This is a genomic window from Moritella sp. PE36 (assembly GCF_000170855.1).
GTDB lineage: Bacteria > Pseudomonadota > Gammaproteobacteria > Enterobacterales > Moritellaceae > Moritella.
The window spans coordinates 113,264-131,378 of sequence record NZ_ABCQ01000007.1 but is presented as its reverse complement, the minus strand read 5'-3'; the positions used below and the strand labels follow the sequence as shown (position 1 = coordinate 131,378).

Here is an 18,115-nt window from a genome sequence, read left to right as displayed (position 1 = left end):
TCATCTTTAGATATAACGAAAAATCCCAGCTAATTCATTTCGCTGGGATTTTTTGCTATATCGGTTTTATTTTTAGTCTGTTAGCTTAACCCTTCTGCGCTTTACTAAAACGCACCAGATCCGCATTGTTGTTCAGCAAGTCTTTAAAGAAAGGGTTGTTGTAAAGGTCTCTTAAGCAGCCCTTATAAAACTTAACCCGCGATGCCGTAGGGTAAGGTTCAAAGTGTAAGTCTTGAAAGAATGAGGCGATGGCAGGCGTGCGCGTTGGCAGTACAACTGACGTAAACTTACCGTCTAAATCTAACACCATCTTAATCGCCACACTATTATCAATGAAACAAAAAGACACGATAATCCCAGCGTTGCTCGCAATGTAATGACCGACGATCGCATTCTCATTCATCAGTAAACTGACCGAATAATACGACTCTGGGAACGCGCTCATTGTTTCTGCTAGGGCTTCATTATAAAAGTGCTCGTGACCCTTGCTTACAACATCGGCTTGTTTTTCGGATAGACGAGAATAATCAATAATAACAATATCCGTAATACTCACAGGATAGAAAGACGGTCTGGCGCCAACTTCAGTGGCTTTGGTTTTACTGACGAACTTTTTCTCTTGCTCGCTCATCTCATAACCTTCAGCAAAAAAGCGTGCGATAGCGATACGGCGTAAAAAAGACGGTTCACGTTTACCATTTTCCCAGAGCGATAATGTGGTCTGTGACAGACCGGTAAACTCTTTATGTGCATTGGCCAACTGTGATACGAAGTCAAACTGAGACAGTTTATTATCTTTGCGTACCTGACGTAATTTAGAGCCAAAACCTTCTTTCTTAAACATTTATTGTCCTTGGTACTAAAGCGTTAGTTGTTATATCGTTGCTCAATTTTATGTTTAGCTAAAAGAGTTAAAACAATCAGAATTTTAATTGCTTGTATTGATAACCAAATCATTTATGCACCTAGAGTAATTAATCTATTTATATAAGAATAAAATATTATTTAATATTCTATCTCTAGGTGTAAATTTGTGCAATTTATTTTATATATTGTTGAATATATAATGCGACGCTAATTACCGAGATAGCATAATTAACTTGATAGGATAGTGTGTAATGCTGTACTATTACGCCATTACAGTTTAAGTGCAGGTAAATTGGTTATGTTTAAAGAGTTACTTCTAAATATATCGGGTGAGGAAGACGTTTCCCTAATGCTCCCTTTGTTACTGTCACCAGAAGAATTAAACGCTATTAATGCGCGCACTTTGGTTTATAAAGAACTATTGCTTGCTGAGAAGTCGCAGCGTGAAATAGCAAGAATACACAATATCAGTATTGCCACGATCACTCGCGGTTCCAATAATTTGAAAGCCATGAGTGATAAAGAAAAACAATTATTACAAACATTATTAATTAGGAAGTAGGTATATGTCTGAAGTCATGACAGCCAATCAAGAAGTTCAACCATCCTCTCTCGGCGGCGTATTCATCATTACGGGGACCAGTATTGGTGCCGGTATGTTTTCTTTACCGGTATTAACATCAAATATGTGGTTTGGTTGGGCGGTATTGTTTTTGTGTGTGTCTTGGTATTGCATGTACAGTTCGGCACTTTACTTACTTGAGGCGAATCAAAAATTTAAACGTGGGGTTAATTTTGATTCGATGACGAAAGCTTTATTACCCACATCATTACGTATACTTAACGGTTTATCGGTGCTGTTCGTGAGTTACATCTTAGTTTATGCCTACATTTCGGGCGGAGGCTCAATGCTGGGACACAGTTTGCAGTCAGGTCTGGGTATTGATATTGACCAGTCCGTTGCCAGTTTTGTGTTTGCGGTATTACTGGGTTTGATCGTGAGTTTTAGTACTAAAGCCGTAGATCGTTTTACCTCGGCGATGTTGGGTGGCATGGTAATCACCTTTAGTATTGCCATTTATAGCTTATTGAGTGGCGCAAACCTTTCTTTATTACAGCCGTTTGCTGAAATGACGGAAAGACTACCGTATAGCTGGGCAGCAATTCCTTCGTTAATGGTGTGTTTTGGCTTTCATTCTAATATCCCCAGTTTGGTTAAATATTATAACAAAGACAGTTCGAAAGTTGTTAATTCAATCCGTTACGGTAGTTTGTTAGCACTTGCTATCTACTTAATCTGGTTGTTAGCCAGCTTTACTGTTATTGGTCGTGATGGCTTTGCCAGTGTTATTGCACAAGGCGGTAACATGGGTGCATTAGTTTCGGCGTTAGAGTCTACTGGTTCAGGCGCGACACTTGCGGTGACCTTACAATTATTTGCTAACTTTGCTGTTGCGACATCATTCTTGGGTGTGGCACTCGGTTTGTTTGATTTCTTAACCGACCTACTGAAACTTGATGACACCTTATCGGGTCGTAGTAAAACGGCGTTAGTGACGTTTGTACCGCCAATGATTGGTGGGGTATTATTGCCAAATGGATTTATCTACGCGATTGGTTACGCTGGATTTGCGGCAGCGGTATTTGCCTTGTTTACCCCGGTTGCGCTAGCCTTTCAGGCGCGTAAACATTTACCAGCGACTGATTTCCTAGTTTCGGGTGGTCATGCTCGTATGGCTGCAGTATTAGTGTTTGCGGTTTGCGTTGTTAGTTTCCAAGTATTATCTATGATGGGGTTGCTAGCATAACTTGAGCCTGGTCATCAGTGTATTGCCGTTAGTGAGTGTTCATTAACGGCGAACTCGCTAATTAATATGCCTTAATTTAGATAATAATGTTTATTTGATCGATTAGTTTTGAGTTAATCATATTTTATTAAGTATAATAAGGCATATTTTGATTACGTGACTTTAATATGAATTATACCTTTTCTCGCATTGCTATTATTAGTACGTTTATTTTCTCCTTGTCGGGCTGTTTTGATATTGCCGACATCCCCAAATTAAATTCTTCATGGGAAGTTGCAGGCGCGACATCCATAAATAGCGAACAAGGCGGTTTTGTCACGGATACTATCGCGACATGTCCGGTATTTGTAAAAAATATAGCCGTCACAAGTAATAAATTGCCTACAGAGTTTAGTATTGCAGATTGGAATATTTATAAGCAAGAAGACGATAACTGGCGTCGCGAGCTAACGACGATAATTGAACAGAATGATTTGATTGTATTACAAGAAGCTAAATTAAGCTTTTTACTACATCAACTTATGCAGCAACATGAATTAAGCTGGACACAAGTCGAGGCTTTTAGTGTTTACAATCAATCAATGGGTGTATTAACGGCAAGCCGCGTTGCGCCGATATCTGTTTGTAAGCAAGCAATAGTTGAGCCTTGGTTACGTTTTCCTAAATCGTCACTGGTTAGTTATTACCCGTGGGCAGGCAGTGATGAACCTTTGCTTGTCGCAAACATGCACATGATTAATTTTACCTTGGGTGTCGATGAGTTTAATCAACAGCTAGAAGGTGTTATTGCTGTGATCCGTCAACATGATGGTCCCGTGATCATGGCGGGCGATTTTAATACCTGGACCAATAAGCGTTTGCACCAATTACAGACGATGACGGCGAGTGTTGAATTGCAACAATTGGTTTATAAAAACGATGTTCGTAAAACGGCATTTGGTTATCCCCTTGATGATCTTTATTTTAGAGGCATGCAACAACTCAGTGCATCTTCTTATGAAACGGATGCATCTGACCATAACCCAATCGTTGCGCGATTTGGTCCGCTGTTTTAATGGTTATTAAGAAAAAATAGATGGAAAAATCGATGGAAAAATTTAAACAGCAGTACCCAGTTATTGTCGATGACATTGTGCGCTGGGGTGACATGGATGCGTTTGGTCACGTCAATAATACCGTGTATTTTCGCTACTTTGAACAAGCCAGGATTGGCTATTTTGAACAAGTACAAGCAATGGAATACATGCAAGCACACGGTATAGGCCCTATTTTAGCGGCGACGAGTTGTCGTTTTAAAGCGCCATTAAAGTCACCGGATACCATTCAAATTGGGGCGACAGTATCTGAATTTGCTGAGCACAAACTGATTATGAAATATGCGGTTTGGAGCAATAACTTACAACGTGTGGTTGCAGAAGGTGAAGGGGTGATTGTATTCGTCGATTACCATAAGCATAAGAAAATGCCGGTACCTGCAGATATTGTTGATAAGATTAAATTGTTACAACCGACGTTATTCACTGCCTAGCTATATTTTAAAGTAAAAAAAAGCAGACTAATATAAGTTAGCCTGCTTATTACACTACAACATGTCTTTATAATTCAATCGCGTTGTTTGCTGCTTTTTCATTTAAGAATAGGCAACCAAGTGTGAATGCATTTTGTTGGAATTTTTTCAGACCGGTTTCTGAAAAATCAACAAAGATCGGGTGATCTAGTAGTAGTTGTTTGTAGTACGTTTGTGAAACCATGCTCACTTCAACGCTATCTACCAGTTGGATCGCCGCTTCTGCTTTGAAACTTGTTGAACTACCACTAAATTTACCTTTAGTTAGACGTTCTTTGATCACTACGTGTTCAATTTTATAATCTTGCATTAGTTGGGCAAATTCTTTATGAAACTGACGCATTTGATACGCTTCAGTTGAACTTGCTAAGGTAATTTTTCTTTTACGGCATTCAATAAGTTCAAAAATCCCGTCTTTTAAAGATAGGAAACATAGATTTACTTCATTGCCTGCTAGTTCAACACTACAAATTTTCATTAAATAACTCACCATAAATAAAGATAACTTCGCTATTATAACCACTTTATTGTCAGTTAACATGGTTATCGTTGTTTCGTTGTGAATTTATACGATGGTATCCTTATACCTAAGCTACTTCAAAATGCTGTATTTCGAAGTAGCTGGGTATATAAACAACTTAATTGTAAGGAAACAGAATGACATATTTACCTTGTGTTGAAATTGAACCTAAGCAAGCTGCAAACGCCAGTGTTATCTGGTTACATGGACTGGGCGCTAACGGCCATGACTTTGCCCCCGTAGTCCCGATGATCTCGCTTCCTGTTGAGCATCAAGTTCGCTATGTCTTTCCGCATGCTCCAGAAATCAAGGTCACCATTAATAATGGCTATAAAATGCCGGCTTGGTATGACATTTTAGAGATGACGTTAGAGCGAAAAATTGATATGTCTGGTTTGATGACCAGTGTTGAGCAAGTACAACAATTGATCCAACGCGAGATCGACCGAGGCATTGAGAGTGAGCGGATCATTGTTGCTGGTTTTTCTCAAGGTGGTGCGGTTGCGTATCAAAGTGCATTAACCTTTGCTAAGCCATTAGCTGGATTGATGGTTATGTCGAGCTATTTTGCGACAGCTAAAACCATTGAGCCGCATCAAAATAATCTCGCGTTACCGGTGCATATTTATCACGGCAGTGCTGATCCGGTTGTCGCAGAGTCCCTTGGACTCGATGCGGTAAAATATTTAGAAGCTCTGGGTTATGAACCCGATTATAGTCGTTATCCGGCAGAGCATACGGTTACACCACAACAATTAAATGACATATCTCAACATATAAAGCAGTTTTTAACGATTAACATGGATGGTTAACTCGAAGTTTACGCGATTTAAGATGCGCTTATTTTATCGATATAGGTATTTTATTTCGTGATAAATTTGTTATTAGGATCACAGTGATACAAGTTATGCTCTCATTTATGGCTATTACATCTATGCTTAATAGTTCCTAGTATCGTTGATAAGATTTAACAATGCGCCAGAATGAAAACTGCAATTCAAATAATAATGATGTTGTTAATAATAATGTGATAATTGATAATTTCATTGCTATTAACAATCCAGATATTGAATCACTCGAAGGCATTGAATCGCCAGAAGGCATCGATAGTGCTGCTGTTGAGGTGACGTTAGCGGCCAAAATGAACTTTGTACGGCAGATCTGGTTAGCTGGACTCGGTGCCTATAGTAATAGTATTGAGGGACTCAATATTGCGGGTGAAAAATCGTCAATGTTTTTTGAAGATCTTTTACGTCAAGGCGAAAAGGTGGATAACGCGTTTAAGTTGCATTCGACGGCTGAACATATATCTTTGCACGGATTAGAAAAGTTGATCCAACGGACCTGTACTAAATTCACCGGCATTGAAAGTGATAAAATAAATCAATTAAATGATAAGCTTGATGCGTTACTGGCTGAGCTAACAGATAAAAAATAAACCACTTAGATATTGTTAAAAGTGGTTTATTTATGTTGTTATGGTGACACTGTAATCAGATTAATCTTCGGCGAGTAATTTATCAAGGTATTCACTAGCGTTGGCTCTGATTGGCATAAAGTAGACATTATCATCTTTGGCTTGCACCTTTTTGATCATGGCTCGGCCAAACTTAATATTCCATTCTTTTGTCGGTTCGAAATCACTTGGAAAAACCACATCGTTTTTATTTTCCCAGTACGATTTACTGGTCTCGCTGTGGATCGGACTTAGGCCCCAAAATACTTCTGTACCTTGCAGCATGTCCATGTATACATCGAGAAATTTTAAATCAAAAAATGGTTGCGTGAAAAAGCCATCAACACCCGCATCAAGTTTGTCGTGAATATAATCGAGTTCTTTACGCATGCTGGTTCGATATTGATCGATCGCCGCGTACACTTTCATATAAGGTAGTTCTTTTTTGATAATACGGATAAGTTCACATGAGGTATTGCGATAGGTTCGGTGTGAAATATCTTGCGGCGGATCGCCTTCGACAACGAGTACTGAATTGATCTTACTATGACGGAAAAAATCGGTTAATGGAAAGCCGTTTCTCAGATCAAAATCGATAGCGCGAAGATGAGGGATCACCTCATCGAATTTATCTTGTAGGCGATCGCAAGCATCCCAGCTACGAACATCAAAGCGCAGTAAGTCGGGAATATTTAGCGTATTAATTTGGCTAAATTGGCTAACTTCTTCAGCTTCAGTATTTAAGGTTTCCCATGAACGGGGTACAAGCTCTATCGAGTATTTCAAATTACATCCCTTTTTATTATCAACAGTCCTCGTCGATAATCCTTTTAATACCCAAACTCGACTCCGCGTGTTTGGGCTTTACCAATTATTGATATAATTTGTATTACTATATCTTACTTATTTAGCGGCTAACTGCTGTAACCAAGCAATTTCATCAGCCCAAATAGTATCGTCTATTGTTTCCAATACCATAGGTATACCATTAAAGCGTTCATCCTGCATGATAAATTTAAAGGCATCGTCACCAATAAAACCTTGCCCTAAGCTGTGATGGCGATCAACTTTTGTGCCTAGGTCGACTTTACTGTCATTAATATGCATACCTGCGAGGTACTCAAAGCCGACAATGCTGGAAAAATCATTAAAGGTTTTTTCACAGGCTGTAAAAGTACGTAAATCATATCCAGCCACAAAGGTGTGGCAGGTATCGATACACACACCAACACGACTCTTATCTTCTACTTGTTCAATGATCTCGGCAAGATGTTCAAAACGGTAACCTAAGTTAGTACCTTGACCTGCGGTGTTTTCAATGACGGCTTTAACTGACGTTGATTTTTCCAGCGCCAGGTTAATTGATTCGGCTACCAGCTTGAGACTTTCTGATTCCGATATCTTTTTTAAATGACTGCCCGGGTGGAAGTTAAGTAAGGTTAAACCTAATTGCTCACAACGGTGCATTTCATCATAAAAGGCATTACGTGATTTTTCTAATGCTGCCATTTCTGGGTGGCCAAGGTTAATCAAGTAAGAATCATGTGGCAAAATTTGTGCTGAGGTAAAATTGTAACGTTTACAATTGGCTTTAAACTTACGAATATCATCTGGGCTCAGTGCTTTTGCATCCCAACGACGTTGGTTTTTGGTAAATAGCGCAAATGCGGTTGCTCCTAGATCGTGGGCGTTTTTAGGGGCATTCCACACACCGCCTGCTGCTGATACGTGTGCACCAATAAACTTAGTCATTTTTTGCTCCCTTACGTTGAGTATTCGTCATTTTTAGTCAATTTAACGACAAAATAGTTTTAAAGGGAGCTTTTTACGATAAAATTAGGTCTTTGGCAATGCTAATCTTTAGGATTTATAAATGAAAACTTGGTCAGAATTTTTGTTGCACGAGCAGCAACAACCGTATTATTTAGAATTACAAAACTTCCTTACTGCTGAAAGAGCGGTAGGAAAAGTCATTTTTCCTAAAGAGGCTGATGTATTTGAAGCGTTTTCATTAACCCCGTTAAAAGATGTAAAAGTGGTGATTTTAGGGCAAGACCCGTACCATGGACCAGAACAAGCGCATGGTTTATGTTTCTCAGTATTGCCGGGTATTAAGATCCCACCTTCATTACGTAATATGTATAAAGAACTGAGTACTGATATTGACGGCTTTGCAGCGCCTGACCACGGTTATTTAATCGAGTGGGCACAACAGGGTATTTTAATGTTAAATACAGTGCTAACGGTAGAGCAAGCAAAAGCCCATTCCCATGCCAAATCGGGTTGGGAGACGTTCACTGACCATGTCGTTGAACTGCTAAACCAGCAAGATGAAGAGATTATTTTTGTATTATGGGGGAATCACGCCAAGAAAAAAGGCCGCCATATTGATCGCAGCCGACATCACGTTTTAGAGGGGGTGCATCCATCCCCTTTGTCTGCAAGTCGTGGTTTCTTTGGTTGCCAACATTTTTCTGCTATTAATAGCCGTTTACAAACTCGCCAACAAACAGCCATTAATTGGCAAGTGAGTACTGTTGATCGGCTAATATAATATCGGCTGAACTGAAGATCATGACACCTTTTGCAATTATACCTTTATAGGTGAAAATTGAACTCGATCAAAGTAACTAACACTATATGGGTATAAGGTAGTGAGAGATAATTTCAAATTGGAGTTTATATGTTATCTCTCATAACAAAAGATCATGAACAAGTAGAGTTACTGTTAAATGTACTAACTGAGCAGCTAGCTGAACTCGAATCTGAACAGCAGGGTGTTAATTTTAAATTAATGGATGATATTGTTCATTATTTACGTAACTACATTGACCGTTACCATCATCCGAAAGAAGATTTGATCTATGCGTATTATCTTGAGCATTATGTTGAAGATGCTGATATGCCGAACCGTCTCGCCAGTGAGCACCAAAGCTTAAACTTCCTTAGCCGTGAACTTTCGCATTCATTAAATATGATCCAACTTGATTCTGTTATGCCATTTGATGCACTTGCAGTACAGTTGCGCGGGTTTGTAGACAAACAGCGTGCCCATATTCAATATGAAACCAATGTGGTAATGCCACTAATGGCTGAGAAATTCACCCCAGATGATTGGTGTCATATTGAGCATTTGTGGAAAAATGGCGATTTGCAAGATGCACAAGCCATTGCTGTGTTTAATGATGCTTATGAGCAATTAACACAGCGTATCGTTACCGCTGGATTTATTGGTGAGGCAAAAGAGGATCTCTGCTTAGTATAAAGGGTATAACCTTGCTGTTGTATAGGTATCTCTCGCATTAAAAAAGCCGCATTCAATGCGGCTTTTTATTAAGTAATAAGATCAGAGTAATAACTTAAAGGATCATTATAACCGTCCATTTCCTTTTCTAATATTAGCTTATCCTTAATCGCTTCAATTTCACGCCATTTTCGTTTTGACGCTGATTTTGCTTCTTTTTTTGTATTTTCTATCGACACTTGATTTATTCCTTCCATGGGATCACCTTTGCAATGATAGTTACCCTTTCTCTATAGCATTTTTTTAATGCCCTTAGTCATATTTCGTCGTATATTTGAGTGTTAGGTCACGTAAAAAGATCAAAAGTGGAATAGGTATAAAATAGTTTATGCAAAATGCACGGTGATTATTTTTCAAATATGTATCTAATTAGGGTCATCGTTGTTAGTTCGATAATTTTAACGCCTGTATATTAACAATTTACTGGTTTTTTATGTTATATTCCGCGCCTTGTTCAGATAGAGGTGTTATTTTTACTGCTATCTGTGGACTTTAATAAGAGTATGGAAAGACAATATGACGGAAGTTATCGACTTTATAAACGGGCTGTTGTGGGGCTCTGTACTGATTTATTTACTTATCGGTACAGGTCTGTATTTTACCTTTAAATTAGGTTTTATTCAGTTCCGCCATTTTACTCACATGTTCTCTGTTCTTGCTGGTAGCCGTAAAAGCAGCTCTGAAGGTGTATCATCATTTCAAGCGCTATGTACAAGTCTAGCTGCGCGTGTTGGTACTGGTAACCTTGCTGGTGTTGCTGTGGCAATTACTGCGGGTGGCCCTGGTGCTGTATTCTGGATGTGGTTAATTGCTGTTATTGGTATGGCGACTAGTTTTGCAGAAAGCTCACTAGCGCAATTATTTAAAACTAAAGATGCTGATGGCAACTTCCGTGGTGGTCCCGCTTACTACATGGAGAAAGGTTTAGGTCGTCGCTGGATGGGCGTTGTATTCTCTATCTGCCTAATCGTTGCATTTGGCTTGGTATTTAACGCTGTTCAATCTGATGCGATTGCCAACTCAATGCACAATGCGTTTGGTTTTGATAAAACTATCGTTGGTATCGTATTAGTTGTATTTACAAGCTTCATCATTTTTGGTGGTCTGCGTGTGATCGGCGCATTTGCTGAAATCGTGGTGCCATTCATGGCACTGGCTTATATTCTGATTGCGTTTGTTGTTGTGGCAATGAACATTTCAGAACTACCTGCCGTTTTCGAACTTATCATTAAATCTGCATTCGGCTTAGAAGAAGCTGCTGGTGGCGCATTAGGTGTTGCTATGATGCAAGGTATCAAACGTGGTTTATTCTCGAATGAAGCGGGTATGGGTAGTGCGCCGAATGCTGCGGCAAGTGCGGCACCATTCCCTAATCACCCTGCATCACAAGGCTATGTGCAGATGTTAGGTGTATTCATCGATACTATCGTTATCTGTACTGCGACTGCGTCTATTATTCTACTTTCTGATCTTGGTGATACATCGGGTATTGGTGGTATCGAATTAACGCAGCATGCATTGTCATCGCATGTTGGCGATTGGGGTAGTACATTTGTTGCTATTGCGATCTTATTCTTCGCATTTACGTCAATTGTGGCGAACTATTCATACGCTGAAACAAGTATTTTATTCTTGAACCGTGATTCGAAAGTAATGATCTGGATCTTCCGTGCTGCTGTTTTAGGTATGGTTATGTTTGGTGCTGTGGCGAAATCAGATCTGATTTGGAACATGGCTGATGCGTCAATGGGCTTAATGGCACTGGTCAATATCATTGCTATCTTGATGTTATCTAAGTATGTCATCATCGTCGCGAAAGATTACAACAAGCAATTAGCTGAAGGTAAAACACCTACATTTGATAGCGCTGAATACCCTGAAATCGATAAAAAGATCAACAGTGAAATTTGGAACTCTAAATTTAAAAAGTAGTGATAAATTAGTGTTGTAAAATTAGAAAAAGCCACTTATTTTCGTAATAAGTGGCTTTTTTATTAGGTATGAATTTAATGGTAATGAATTGGTATTAAATTTACTTAATCTAAAGGGTTAGAGTTTTAGCTCTAATTTCTTTATGGTTAAATTGACGTTTAATACCGACTCACATAGGATCAAGTCATGAATAAATTAGCAACTCTAGCTTCTGCAATGCTATTAAGTTTCTCTGTTAATGCTGCACAGGAAGTGTCTGGCGTTTCAGTACCAGATAGTGTATCTGTTGAAGGTACATCACTTAATTATCAAGGGGCAGGTGTTCGTAGTAAATTCTTTATTGATCTGTATGTTGGTTCGCTATTTACACAAACAGCGAGTAAAGATGTAATAAAAAGCCAAGATGTAAGCGCTATTCGTCTTAATATAATTTCAGGTCTGATTACCTCTGAGAAGATGGTTTCGGCGATCAACGACGGTTTTGATAGCGCGACTGAGGGTAATACCGCCCCTATCTCTGCTGAAATAGCTGAGTTTATTGGTGTGTTTAGTGCTGAGATAGCGAAAGGCGATCAATTTACTTTAGTGAGTACACCAGGTAAAGGTTTGGCAACGTATAAAAATAATGAAAAATTATCGACTATTAATAACGACGTTTTCCGCCAAGCGGTATTGTCTATTTGGTTAGGTGATGAGCCTGCTGATGATGACCTGAAAGAAGATATGCTGGGTTTATAATTCGCACTGTAATTGAACATTACAAGGCAATAATAAAAATGGCTTACGGTTAAGAATAAATCTTAACAGTAAGCCATTTTTTATGCCTGGATTATTGATCTACCACGAATTTTATCAGCCACTGAATTTATCAATCACTGAATTGATCAACCACAGGTAGGCTTTGCGTTGCTAACTCGTTCTTTAGCGCCTAGGTAGCTAGATAACGAGGTAGTTATGAAGCTAGGTACTAACCTTGGTTACGTCAATATAAAGTCGTAGTGCTTGCCCAGGTTGGATATATTTCTGCTTAGCAAGGCCATTCCATCTCACCAGATCTTTTACTTTTACGTTAAATTTATTGGCAATACGTTCAAGTGAGTCACCTTGACGGACCTTGTAGGTAATATTACGCATAATGCCTTTACCATTGGCACTGCCTTGTTTCTTACCTTGCCACACCACTAGTTTTTGATTGACCTTTAATGTGTCTTTAGGTGCGATATTATTCCATTTAGCTAGACTCTTGTAGTTAACTTTGTAGGCACGTGAAATATCCCACAAGTTATCACCTGACTGTACCTTATGTACTATTTTAAAGCGTCCGGCGGGTTTTTCTTGGCGACGAGTGATGCGTGATGATTCGCTAAATTTATAATAATCGAGATCTTTAGCAGCCATTGGAATTAACAACGCTTGACCGATCTTGATCATGCTGCTGTCTAGATTGTTAACCGAGGCAATGATCTTGCTGGAAGTATTATAGTTTTGGGCAATTTCACCTAGGCTATCACCTGACTTCACTTTATAGCGAACCCAGTTTAAACGGCCTTTCGCATCCGTTTTTGCTAATGCAGTTTCAAACCTTGCTACATTTTCATTGGGAATTAATAATGTATGTGGCCCATCTGGCGCGGTAGCCCATTGGTTAAACCCAGGATTAAGACGCTGTAGTTGCGCTACATCCATCCCAGCTAAATCGGCGGCAAGTGCTAAATCGATTTGGCTGTTGACGTCAACTTGCTGAATAGCAGGCTCGTTATCAATCACAGGTAGCGTCAGGTTATATTTTTCAGCGTTTTGTAATATATCAGCAAGCGCTAATAATTTAGGGACGTATGCCTCTGTTTCTTTTGGAAGCGACAACGACCAGAAGTCCGTTGCTAAGCCCGCTTTTTGGTTACGCTTAATAGAACGACCGACGCGACCTTGACCTGAATTATACGAAGCAAGGGCATGTAACCAGTCACCATCGAAGCGACGACTTAAGTATTCCATATAGGTCAGTGCTGCACTTGTCGATGCCAGTACGTCACGGCGACCATCGTACCACCAGTTCTGCTCTAGACCGTATTGCGTTGCTGTGCCTGGTACAAATTGCCACATACCCGATGCGCTACCATGTGAGTAGGCAAATGGGTCAAAGGCACTTTCTACCACAGGAAGCAGCGCCAGTTCTAAGGGTAAGCCACGACGCTCGAGCTCTTCAACAATGAGATATAAAAATGGTTCTGCACGTTTTGATACCGTTTTTAAATGTTGTGGGTGGTCTAAAAACCACTTACGGTGTTTGGCAATACGGGCATTATCGGGAATAGGAATAGTCATTTGCTCAGCGATGCGAACCCAAACATTATCAATTGGCTCGACGGTCACGTCTTCGGCGACAATGAGTCTCGCAATATTTTCTTCAGTTGCACTATCTAAACCATTGTCTTCATTGCTGGCTTTTACAGATGGGGCAACGACAGGCGTTATAGTAGTTTGCACATCGTTACTACGATCTTCAGATGTCATTTGACACCCGGTCAGTAATATCAATACCGGAATAGATAATTTAAATTTCATATACGTCTTATATAAGTGAACAACGTTGACATGCTAATAGCCAACAGAAAACAAAGCAAGTGTAGCATTATGCTTAATATTGGGTTAAAAGTGGTCTTTCCAGACTCTTAATGCAGTGAATACAGCTTGCTCGCTGGTGAGGATATCAAGCAGTTTATGTTCCATAGCCATACTGACAGTTGCTTCGTTGGTGCGTAAGAAAACATTGATTTCCTTCTCGTTTTTCAGGCTGTTTGGTACGGTCGGCAGCCCTTGTTGACGTAGCTTTGCGGTGTGTTCAATATGTTTTTTTAGTGCGCTATTTTGTGGTTCTACGGCATAGCAAAACATTAAGTTCGCTTGGGTATATTCGTGAGCGGGATACACCAAAATATTTTCATCTAAGGCTTTAATGCGTTGTAGTGATGAAAACAATTCTGCCGCGCTACCATCAAGAAGTCGACCGCAACCACCAGAAAATAGGGTATCACCCGAGAACAACATCGTCTGGTTATAGTAAACTACATGTTCACGTTTATGCCCCGGTGTCGCCATTACGGTCAATGCTAAACTATTATTAAGTAGATTTAACTGGCTATTTTCAGTGACTAAGGTGACCGGTGCATCAACGTCTATCGCAATCGACGAATAGACCTGCACAGGATTGGTCGATGCGTTAAGAATGTCACTAATACCATCGATATGATCATAGTGGTGATGGGTAATTAAAATCGCCTCGAGAATTAAATTTTGCTGATTAATGACTTGTAATACTGGGTCTGCTTGACCGGGATCAACGATACAACAGTGATTATTTTCAGTATTTTTGATTAACCAAACATAATTGTCGTTAAATGTTGGTATAGAAATGACTTCAAGCATTGCATCGCTCTCTTTATGGGATTATCTTTAATTACATATAAAACAAAATTTTAGCGGATATTGTCGTGTTAATAAAACCTGCACATCATAAACATGAGATAACAATTCCCCATTCTTGGAATGATCTTCCTATGGGAGAGTGGCTTGCTAGCCAAATTCAGGCGCGCCTTGATGCTTGGTGTCCAACAATATTTGGATACCATCTACTAAAATTGGGCTCGTTAAGTGGTGAGCTTAATTGTTTTGGCTGCAGTATACAACATCAAGTAACGGCGACGTCAGAGTTAGGTATGGGGGGGATATTTATTGATCCTGCTCATCTACCGTTTCAGGAAAATTGCATTGATGCGTGTATCTTGACGCAATCATTGGATTTTTCGGCGGATCCTCATCAAGTATTGCGTGAGGTTGAGCGGGTATTAACGGGTGACGGTTATCTTATCTTAAGTGGTTATAATCCGTTGTCACTGTGTGGTTTGGTTAAACTATGTGGGATTAAACGTAATCATCCGCCTTGGTCGGGAAGAATGTTTACCCCTGCGCGTATTAAAGATTGGTTAGAGTTACTTGGTTTCGAAATTATTCAAGATGACCGTTTTGGCTTTACCTCTTTTTTAGGTAAAAAACCATTAACCTGGTGGTCTGAGAGTATCGGTCAAATGCATTTCCCTTCTTTTTCATCGGTCTATTTTATTGTTGCGCGTAAACGCCGTGCGCCAATATCACCGGTCAAAAATTGGTGGCAAGTCAGCTATGCTAAACGGCGTTTTATACCGACGGGTGCCACGCAAAAATTACCGCATAAGCCGTCTTAGACTTGATTATTCTTTTTTTTATTTGCCAAGTTTACTTCTGCATTTGATTTAGGCGTGTTATCAGGTGAATCGAAGGCTAATTCATATTAGAATAGCGACAGTTTAATTTAGGTGGTGAGATTTATGTCGTTGGACAATGCAGAGTTAATACAGGGCGCTGGTCGTGTAATCGTTTTTGATACAGAAACAACCGGTATGAATATGGGCGCAGGTGGTGTACACATTGGTCACCGCGTGATTGAAATCGGTTGTATTGAGTTGATCAATCGTCGTCCGACGGGACGTACATATCATGTTTATATCAAGCCAGACCGTTTGGTTGATCCAGAGGCGATCGCAGTACACGGTATTACCGATGAATTTTTGCAAGACAAACCCAGTTTCGCAACGATCGCAGATGAATTTATCGCCTTTATTGTTGGTGCCGAGTTAGTTGCACACAACGCTTCGTTTGATACTAACTTCCTGGACCATGAATTTAGATTACTGAATAAAGGTCTGCCTGCAACTAAAGAAATTTGTAAGATTACCGATACATTAGCTATTGCTAAGAAACTTTTCCCAGGTAAACGAAATAACTTAGACGTGCTATGTACTCGTTATGGTATTGATAATTCACACCGTACCCTGCATGGCGCATTACTGGATGCGGAGATCTTAGCTGACGTTTATCTGTTTATGACGGGTGGCCAGACTAAGTTGAATTTATCGCAAGATAGCGCTAATTCGCAGGGTGGTGGTATTCGCCGTGTTGCAGCAAGCCGAGCGCCATTGAAAGTGGTGCAAGCAACAGATGATGAACTGAAAGCGCATGATGAACGACTTGGTATCGTTGGTGATGCGCTGTGGCAAGTACACTAAGATAAGGATAAACATGCGTAAGATTTGGTTGTTATTGGCATTGATTGGTGCAGTTGGTATCAGCACCTTTACATCGGCTAAAAGTGTTTATCAGACCAGTGATATCAAGTTGTTAGATAATCGTTTTCGGGTTGATTATGGCATTGAGCAACTCACCTTTATTATTGCGCGTGAACGTTTTTCTAAAGCGGTTATCTTAGTGCGTCCTGACGGCAGCAAAGTTTATATTTGGGATAAGTCTGATCGCGTTCATTGGATTGAAGGCAAAGAGCATGACATTATCACGATTGAAAATCCGATGCCTGGACCCTGGCAAGCATTAGGTAAGATCCAAGGTGATAACCGTATTCAATTATTGTCAGACGTACAACTGCAAGTTAATCGTTTGCCTATTCAGTTATATAGTGGCGAACGCTTAAAAATTACGGGTGAATTATTGCATTTGCAAAAGCGCCTTAACGCCACGTATTTACGCGATACCGAACTGATTGTTACTGCTTATGGTTATAATCGCACAGAAGACGAAAATTTTAGCTTTACCTCTCAAGAGTTGGCGAAGTTTAATGATAAAGGCGTTTTTTTTGATGAAGTACCTGAAGACGGGCTTTTTACGGCCTATTTGCAACTTGATTTAGCGACGGGTAAGTATAAATTTGAGGTGGCAGTAACAAACAATGCTTTTAGTCGTCATTTTAATCAAGATATTGTCCTGTTCCCAAAACCAATAAAAACGCAGATGTTACCCTTACTGATGGATGCCGACCCGCAGTTAAAACTGACTTATGATACTGACGAATTAAAGCCCGAGAGTATTGTTATTAAAGGCCGTCTCGAATCAGTTAATCGTGGTAAAAGTAATGACTTTATCATTTATGGTGAAGCAGGGATGACAGAACAAATTCATTCTTTTGCACGACCCGCAGAGTTTGGCAGTTATAGCATTGAATTAGTGTTGTTTGCGACCACAACAGCAGGACGTGAGATTACCATAAACATGCCTTCAGAAGCATTTGTGATACCAAGACCGATTGTTATTGATAGTGCTCTGATTCTTGCTGCTACAGCCTCTCAGGCAGACACGACAGAGACCGCAATGGATATGTTCGAAGATTCAGAGAGTGACTGGAATTTATTATTGTGGGTCATTGGCGGTTTGATCTTGTTACTCCTTTTAGCGGTTGCAGCATTATTTAGTATTAAGTTTTGGCAAAAACGCAAATTTGAAAAAGTGATATCGAACCAAATAGGTGATGATTTAGCATCACAATTGCCTGCTGAATCGACTGATAAGCAGAGCATGATGACTGATTTGGATCTTAATTCACTGGATAAATAGTCTGATATTTAAACAATTAGGCAATGTAACTGATTTGTGCAGGATAAGGCTCGCATTACTCGTTATTTAAGTGTCGTTTCGCGATTAACACTTGTTTAAAAATTGTAATGCAATTAAAGTCGATGTTAATAAGATAACCTTTATTTTGAACGGTTATCTTACGGACTCGCTGTTTTATTCAGTGAGTCAAACTAAGATTGTAAACTTCTCAAATTAAGGTTAA

At 39.7% G+C, this 18,115-nt stretch carries 20 protein-coding genes; 13 read left to right on the top strand and 7 right to left on the bottom strand.

What is annotated here, in order from left to right; genetic code table 11:
* Positions 1-85: 85 nt before the first annotated feature.
* Positions 86-844 (bottom strand): helix-turn-helix domain-containing protein, encoded by a 759-nt coding sequence (locus PE36_RS06845; RefSeq protein WP_006031245.1) that lies wholly within the window; start codon positions 842-844, stop codon positions 86-88.
* 321 nt (positions 845-1,165) lie between these two features.
* On the opposite strand from PE36_RS06845, the gene trpR reads away from it, so the two are divergent.
* From trpR to PE36_RS06825, 4 genes are all read left to right on the top strand, one after another.
* Positions 1,166-1,429: a trp operon repressor gene (gene trpR, locus PE36_RS06840; protein WP_043994145.1), complete on the top strand. Its 264-nt coding sequence runs from the start codon at positions 1,166-1,168 to the stop codon at positions 1,427-1,429.
* Between the two features lie 4 nt (positions 1,430-1,433).
* Positions 1,434-2,675 carry an aromatic amino acid transport family protein gene (locus PE36_RS06835; RefSeq protein WP_006031243.1) on the top strand — a complete coding sequence of 414 codons (1,242 nt, stop codon included), beginning with the start codon at positions 1,434-1,436 and terminating at the stop codon, positions 2,673-2,675.
* 167 nt (positions 2,676-2,842) lie between these two features.
* Positions 2,843-3,730 (top strand): endonuclease/exonuclease/phosphatase family protein, encoded by an 888-nt coding sequence (locus tag PE36_RS06830; protein ID WP_006031242.1) that lies wholly within the window; start codon positions 2,843-2,845, stop codon positions 3,728-3,730.
* Between the two features lie 32 nt (positions 3,731-3,762).
* Entirely contained in the window at positions 3,763-4,203 is a 441-nt protein-coding gene (locus PE36_RS06825; protein WP_043994132.1) for a thioesterase family protein, read from the top strand.
* A gap of 67 nt (positions 4,204-4,270) precedes the next feature.
* Here the strand turns inward: PE36_RS06825 and PE36_RS06820 are convergent, their stop codons facing one another.
* Entirely contained in the window at positions 4,271-4,720 is a 450-nt protein-coding gene (locus PE36_RS06820; RefSeq protein WP_232286541.1) for a DUF3010 family protein, read from the bottom strand.
* A 179-nt stretch (positions 4,721-4,899) separates the two neighbouring features.
* On the opposite strand from PE36_RS06820, the gene PE36_RS06815 reads away from it, so the two are divergent.
* The gene (locus tag PE36_RS06815) at positions 4,900-5,574 is read left to right on the top strand and encodes an alpha/beta hydrolase (RefSeq protein WP_006031239.1); all 675 of its coding nucleotides are present in this window, start codon (positions 4,900-4,902) and stop codon (positions 5,572-5,574) included.
* 161 nt (positions 5,575-5,735) lie between these two features.
* The gene (locus tag PE36_RS06810) at positions 5,736-6,200 is read left to right on the top strand and encodes a phasin family protein (protein ID WP_006031238.1); all 465 of its coding nucleotides are present in this window, start codon (positions 5,736-5,738) and stop codon (positions 6,198-6,200) included.
* A 60-nt stretch (positions 6,201-6,260) separates the two neighbouring features.
* Here the strand turns inward: PE36_RS06810 and PE36_RS06805 are convergent, their stop codons facing one another.
* Both PE36_RS06805 and nfo read right to left on the bottom strand, forming a co-directional pair.
* Positions 6,261-7,004 (bottom strand): methylenetetrahydrofolate reductase, encoded by a 744-nt coding sequence (locus PE36_RS06805; protein ID WP_006031237.1) that lies wholly within the window; start codon positions 7,002-7,004, stop codon positions 6,261-6,263.
* Between the two features lie 117 nt (positions 7,005-7,121).
* Positions 7,122-7,970 carry a deoxyribonuclease IV gene (gene nfo, locus PE36_RS06800; protein WP_006031236.1) on the bottom strand — a complete coding sequence of 283 codons (849 nt, stop codon included), beginning with the start codon at positions 7,968-7,970 and terminating at the stop codon, positions 7,122-7,124.
* A gap of 121 nt (positions 7,971-8,091) precedes the next feature.
* Here nfo and ung point away from each other — a divergent pair, with 121 nt between their 5' ends.
* Both ung and PE36_RS06790 read left to right on the top strand, forming a co-directional pair.
* A complete protein-coding gene (gene ung, locus PE36_RS06795) occupies positions 8,092-8,772 on the top strand; it encodes a uracil-DNA glycosylase (protein ID WP_006031235.1) in 681 nt (226 codons plus the stop codon).
* 129 nt (positions 8,773-8,901) lie between these two features.
* Positions 8,902-9,483: a hemerythrin domain-containing protein gene (locus PE36_RS06790; RefSeq protein ID WP_006031234.1), complete on the top strand. Its 582-nt coding sequence runs from the start codon at positions 8,902-8,904 to the stop codon at positions 9,481-9,483.
* A gap of 68 nt (positions 9,484-9,551) precedes the next feature.
* On the opposite strand, the gene PE36_RS23950 is transcribed toward PE36_RS06790, so the two are convergent.
* Positions 9,552-9,719 (bottom strand): DUF3545 family protein, encoded by a 168-nt coding sequence (locus tag PE36_RS23950; RefSeq protein WP_006031233.1) that lies wholly within the window; start codon positions 9,717-9,719, stop codon positions 9,552-9,554.
* A gap of 319 nt (positions 9,720-10,038) precedes the next feature.
* Between PE36_RS23950 and PE36_RS06785 the strand changes: the two genes are divergently transcribed.
* Together PE36_RS06785 and PE36_RS06780 are read left to right on the top strand one after the other, a co-directional pair.
* The gene (locus PE36_RS06785) at positions 10,039-11,454 is read left to right on the top strand and encodes a sodium:alanine symporter family protein (protein WP_006031232.1); all 1,416 of its coding nucleotides are present in this window, start codon (positions 10,039-10,041) and stop codon (positions 11,452-11,454) included.
* A gap of 186 nt (positions 11,455-11,640) precedes the next feature.
* Complete coding sequence (locus PE36_RS06780) at positions 11,641-12,192, top strand: chalcone isomerase family protein (RefSeq protein WP_006031231.1); 552 nt, start codon at positions 11,641-11,643, stop codon at positions 12,190-12,192.
* Between the two features lie 222 nt (positions 12,193-12,414).
* On the opposite strand, the gene PE36_RS06775 is transcribed toward PE36_RS06780, so the two are convergent.
* Together PE36_RS06775 and gloB are read right to left on the bottom strand one after the other, a co-directional pair.
* On the bottom strand, positions 12,415-14,019 hold the full coding sequence (locus tag PE36_RS06775; RefSeq protein WP_006031230.1) for a LysM peptidoglycan-binding domain-containing protein: 1,605 nt from the start codon (positions 14,017-14,019) through the stop codon (positions 12,415-12,417).
* An 84-nt stretch (positions 14,020-14,103) separates the two neighbouring features.
* Positions 14,104-14,880 (bottom strand): hydroxyacylglutathione hydrolase, encoded by a 777-nt coding sequence (gene gloB, locus PE36_RS06770; RefSeq protein ID WP_006031229.1) that lies wholly within the window; start codon positions 14,878-14,880, stop codon positions 14,104-14,106.
* Between the two features lie 65 nt (positions 14,881-14,945).
* Here gloB and PE36_RS06765 point away from each other — a divergent pair, with 65 nt between their 5' ends.
* From PE36_RS06765 to PE36_RS06755, 3 genes are all read left to right on the top strand, one after another.
* Positions 14,946-15,695 (top strand): class I SAM-dependent methyltransferase, encoded by a 750-nt coding sequence (locus tag PE36_RS06765; RefSeq protein WP_232286540.1) that lies wholly within the window; start codon positions 14,946-14,948, stop codon positions 15,693-15,695.
* Between the two features lie 123 nt (positions 15,696-15,818).
* Entirely contained in the window at positions 15,819-16,556 is a 738-nt protein-coding gene (dnaQ, locus tag PE36_RS06760; protein ID WP_006031227.1) for a DNA polymerase III subunit epsilon, read from the top strand.
* Positions 16,557-16,569: 13 nt separating this feature from the next.
* On the top strand, positions 16,570-17,892 hold the full coding sequence (locus PE36_RS06755) for a TIGR03503 family protein (protein ID WP_006031226.1): 1,323 nt from the start codon (positions 16,570-16,572) through the stop codon (positions 17,890-17,892).
* The last annotated feature ends 223 nt before the right edge of the window (positions 17,893-18,115 follow it).

Bases quoted from the DNA above. Each gene is read 5' to 3' on its own strand.
- PE36_RS06845 (WP_006031245.1), bottom strand. From the start codon at position 844: ATGTTTAAGAAAGAAGGTTTTGGCTCTAAATTACGTCAGGTACGCAAA.
- trpR (WP_043994145.1), top strand. From the start codon at position 1,166: ATGTTTAAAGAGTTACTTCTAAATATATCGGGTGAGGAAGACGTTTCC.
- PE36_RS06835 (WP_006031243.1), top strand. From the start codon at position 1,434: ATGTCTGAAGTCATGACAGCCAATCAAGAAGTTCAACCATCCTCTCTC.
- PE36_RS06830 (WP_006031242.1), top strand. From the start codon at position 2,843: ATGAATTATACCTTTTCTCGCATTGCTATTATTAGTACGTTTATTTTC.
- PE36_RS06825 (WP_043994132.1), top strand. From the start codon at position 3,763: ATGGAAAAATTTAAACAGCAGTACCCAGTTATTGTCGATGACATTGTG.
- PE36_RS06820 (WP_232286541.1), bottom strand. From the start codon at position 4,720: ATGAAAATTTGTAGTGTTGAACTAGCAGGCAATGAAGTAAATCTATGT.
- PE36_RS06815 (WP_006031239.1), top strand. From the start codon at position 4,900: ATGACATATTTACCTTGTGTTGAAATTGAACCTAAGCAAGCTGCAAAC.
- PE36_RS06810 (WP_006031238.1), top strand. From the start codon at position 5,736: ATGCGCCAGAATGAAAACTGCAATTCAAATAATAATGATGTTGTTAAT.
- nfo (WP_006031236.1), bottom strand. From the start codon at position 7,970: ATGACTAAGTTTATTGGTGCACACGTATCAGCAGCAGGCGGTGTGTGG.
- ung (WP_006031235.1), top strand. From the start codon at position 8,092: ATGAAAACTTGGTCAGAATTTTTGTTGCACGAGCAGCAACAACCGTAT.
- PE36_RS06790 (WP_006031234.1), top strand. From the start codon at position 8,902: ATGTTATCTCTCATAACAAAAGATCATGAACAAGTAGAGTTACTGTTA.
- PE36_RS23950 (WP_006031233.1), bottom strand. From the start codon at position 9,719: ATGGAAGGAATAAATCAAGTGTCGATAGAAAATACAAAAAAAGAAGCA.
- PE36_RS06785 (WP_006031232.1), top strand. From the start codon at position 10,039: ATGACGGAAGTTATCGACTTTATAAACGGGCTGTTGTGGGGCTCTGTA.
- PE36_RS06780 (WP_006031231.1), top strand. From the start codon at position 11,641: ATGAATAAATTAGCAACTCTAGCTTCTGCAATGCTATTAAGTTTCTCT.
- PE36_RS06775 (WP_006031230.1), bottom strand. From the start codon at position 14,019: ATGAAATTTAAATTATCTATTCCGGTATTGATATTACTGACCGGGTGT.
- gloB (WP_006031229.1), bottom strand. From the start codon at position 14,880: ATGCTTGAAGTCATTTCTATACCAACATTTAACGACAATTATGTTTGG.
- dnaQ (WP_006031227.1), top strand. From the start codon at position 15,819: ATGTCGTTGGACAATGCAGAGTTAATACAGGGCGCTGGTCGTGTAATC.
- PE36_RS06755 (WP_006031226.1), top strand. From the start codon at position 16,570: ATGCGTAAGATTTGGTTGTTATTGGCATTGATTGGTGCAGTTGGTATC.